Annotated in this window: 4 protein-coding genes; all 4 read left to right on the top strand. The window is 29.0% G+C overall.

All coding sequences use genetic code 11. The features are described from left to right. Positions 1–157 precede the first annotated feature (157 nt). Positions 158–616 carry a hypothetical protein gene (locus ACMUOV_RS00620; RefSeq protein WP_413852774.1) on the top strand — a complete coding sequence of 153 codons (459 nt, stop codon included), beginning with the start codon at positions 158–160 and terminating at the stop codon, positions 614–616. A 22-nt stretch (positions 617–638) separates the two neighbouring features. Then, complete coding sequence (locus ACMUOV_RS00625; RefSeq protein WP_413852776.1) at positions 639–1,109, top strand: hypothetical protein; 471 nt, start codon at positions 639–641, stop codon at positions 1,107–1,109. Then, positions 1,110–1,775 (top strand): ABC transporter ATP-binding protein, encoded by a 666-nt coding sequence (locus tag ACMUOV_RS00630; RefSeq protein WP_413852778.1) that lies wholly within the window; start codon positions 1,110–1,112, stop codon positions 1,773–1,775. Positions 1,776–1,778: 3 nt separating this feature from the next. After that, positions 1,779–2,594 (top strand): hypothetical protein (locus ACMUOV_RS00635; RefSeq protein ID WP_413852780.1); only part of this gene is annotated, 816 nt, incomplete at its 3' end.

Below are 2,594 nucleotides of genomic sequence, written 5' to 3' on the forward strand. Positions count from 1 at the left end.
GTATGATATACTTAATCAGAAAGTTAAGGAAAACTTGCTTTCTAAAAATTTATATAGGAGATACATGATACGATTAAATGTGCGCTTCGCAGTGTGCAATCGTAAAAGTATGATACGTTTGAAATGTATTGCGTGATTGAGGTATTAGATTAAAAAAATGAAAAAAAATTATAAGTTTTTTGTTGCAATTTTGTTATTTATTTCGTTTATTTCTCTTTTAGGTTGCGGAGATGTAAAAATTCAAAAATATGATTATATATTGAACGATATAAATGGTGATTTGCAAAAAACTGTTTATATGGAAGTACAAAAATCAAATAAAAACGAATTTGTTGCTGAAATATATGGTGAAATATTAGATGATGAAAACAATATTTTTGAAATAGAGAGAAAAGTTTATACTTTTGAACAAATAGGTGGAAATATATGGGTAACGGATTTATCGATAAAAAAGGATGAAGACACATCGACAGTAAGATTGTTTGGTAGAAGAGCAATTATAGGTAAAACGTTAAAAACCGAAACAATCAGTGAATATAATTTAGTAGGAGAAGTGGGCGAGAACTACGGCGCCGTAAATTGGTTTTCGTGCTTCAAATACGAATATTATAAATAATTATTAATGAGAGATTTATATTATGAAGCGCAATAAAGTAATGAAAATGGTTAACTTATTTGTATGTATTACATTATTATGTGTAGTTACATTAGGATTAGTTTCATGTAGTGATCCGGATTCAGACGGTTCTTATGTAATTGATGTTGCAGGGCATGAGGATGAACGCAGAGAAACAATTTATGTTACAAATGCGAATGATTCTTTAAAGGCAAATGTGAATGGGAGTATATATGCGGAAGGAAATACATATCGTTTTGAGAGTCAAGAAATTACTCTGGCACAAAAAGCAGGTGATTTATGGTATGCAAGAGTACGGTGTACTGATGGAATTGAACGTGTAATTTATGCGGTTCGTCACGGTGCGGGTACTTATCTTACGAGTGGAAGTGTCAATATAGCCGGTTACGGTTGCGGTTTTTCATACATTGTATATGACGAATATGATAGTGTGAATTATTTAAGTTATGCAGGCTATGATTATCTGAAATAAATGATAGAGCTTGAGAATATTACAAAAAAATTCTTTACAAATGTTGCACTTTCCGGTATTGACATTGTCGTGCCGGAAAGGCAATTTTTGTCTATAACAGGAGAAAGCGGCAGTGGGAAAAGTACATTATTGAGTATAATGAGCGGATTAGATATACCGACAACCGGAAAAGTTATTATAAACGGCAAAGACTTATCTGATTTTACAAATAAAGAGCGGGCAAAGTTTAGACAGCATGAAATAGGTTTTATATTTCAGCAATTTTTTTTAGAGCCGAATTATACGGTCTTTCAAAATATTGCATTACCGCTTCTAATATCTAAGGAGAAAAAAGATAAAGTAGGTGAGAAAGTTGAAAAAATAGCGCGACATGTTGGATTATTTAATAAATTATGTTGCAAAGCAAAAACTCTTTCCGGTGGGGAAATGCAAAGATGTTGTATAGCGCGAGCCTTTATACAAAATCCAAATATTGTTTTTGCAGATGAGCCATGTGGCAACTTGGACACAAAAAACGGAAAAATTATTATGGAATTGTTAAAAAATTTTCATCAACAAGGTAACACTGTTATTTTAGTATCGCATAATCCGTTGGAGTTTCAAATGGCTGAAAGGATTGTAACGCTTAAAGATGGTCAAATCATCTCTGATATTTTTAATAAGTAAAAAATGTTTAAATTAATAAAATGGGAATTAAAAAATTGCTTTAAATATTTAAGTTTCAGTTTAATGGTTTTCATTTTGATTTACATTGTAATGTGTGAAACTTTACTATTGGTTTTTTCTGTAAAAACAAGTTTATATCAAACTTATGGGACATTATCCACTTCGGCAGAAATTACAATATCGGAGACAAAAAAAATCAAAAATTGTGAATATTACGATAATAAAGATATGATTTTTCAAATTGAAAATATTTTTTTGACGACTGTTTTTGAAGAAAACGAATATCCTTATTTTGATTTTGAAAATTTCGAAAATGTTTCAGCGCGTGAAAATGCTTATTGCGGAACGTCATTTTATTACAACTCAGGTTTTAAAAAATTTGCAGAAAAGAATTTTCAAATTGATAATTTACAAAATAATAGTATTATTATATGTAATACTTTTGCGGAAAGGTTTAATATAAATATTGGTAGCATTGTAAAGTTATACACTTTCAATGGAGAAACTGATTATATTGTTGCCGGTATGTTTCCGATAGATATTTATAATTATTCTTTTATTGTAAATGTGGAAAATTGTAATATAGATTTAGATGAAAATTGTTATTTTAATATAATTTTCAATAATTTTGATTTATATGAAGATGTCAATGATTATTGTAAAAATATTTATGGTATTAACTATAAATCTAATGATGCGTTTGAGAAAACATATCAAACAATTTTGGGATTTGAATGGACGCTAATTGCACTTTTTATTGTTTTAGTGTTATTTAACTTTAAAATAATAAAAGAAATGATGGATTATTTTGTTGATAAA

This window comes from Candidatus Ruminimicrobium bovinum, assembly GCF_902760015.1.
Lineage (GTDB): Bacteria > Elusimicrobiota > Endomicrobiia > Endomicrobiales > Endomicrobiaceae > Ruminimicrobium > Ruminimicrobium bovinum.

Coding starts and splice junctions, on each gene's coding strand:
- ACMUOV_RS00630 (WP_413852778.1), top strand. CDS start 1,110: ATGATAGAGCTTGAGAATATTACAAAAAAATTCTTTACAAATGTTGCA.
- ACMUOV_RS00620 (WP_413852774.1), top strand. CDS start 158: ATGAAAAAAAATTATAAGTTTTTTGTTGCAATTTTGTTATTTATTTCG.
- ACMUOV_RS00625 (WP_413852776.1), top strand. CDS start 639: ATGAAGCGCAATAAAGTAATGAAAATGGTTAACTTATTTGTATGTATT.